At 56.4% G+C, this 548-nt stretch carries 1 pseudogene; it reads right to left on the reverse strand.

What is annotated here, in order from left to right:
• Positions 1-379, reverse strand: a pseudogene (locus tag CKO15_RS13865) (Rpn family recombination-promoting nuclease/putative transposase); the annotation flags it as partial.
• Positions 380-548: the final 169 nt, after the last annotated feature.

Raw genomic sequence — 548 nt, forward strand, 5'->3', positions numbered from 1 at the left:
TTGTCGGCTCATCAGCCTGCTCAACCACAGGGCGGTATTGCTCCGCTGCTTCCTGACCAAACTTCTGTTCGAGTAGCAAAAGAAGGGATTTACCTTCACCAGCCAATAGGCCTTCTTGGCGACCCTCCTGGCGACCTTCTTGGCGACCTTCCAGCCGACCCTCCTGTTTCCACTCCCTCTCCCACTCATTCATACGTTCAGCTAGCATCTCATTTACCTCCTCAAGGTCCTGCACTTCTTCCCAATCGAAGAGTTTTGAATCAGCGAAGGGTTTACGGCGCAGCAGCACGCGCTGTATCCAGATGGCAAACTCTCGTCGGATAGGGCGCTGCTCCGGTTTGACCAGCCACTTGCTGAGGGTGGCGACGATAGAGCGCATATCATCCGGCGTGCGGCTGTGTTCAAGCCTGAACAGGGCGTGAACACAGCTGCGCAGTTCAGACGATAGATAGATTGCACCATCGCGCCAACGTGGTCCACAGCCTCACCGACTAATGGCCCCTACCTCCCCCACCTCGTGCCGATCGCTCCGCTATCTCGTTACTTCG

It is taken from the genome of Halorhodospira abdelmalekii (genome assembly GCF_016583625.1).
GTDB classification, from domain to species: domain Bacteria; phylum Pseudomonadota; class Gammaproteobacteria; order Nitrococcales; family Halorhodospiraceae; genus Halorhodospira; species Halorhodospira abdelmalekii.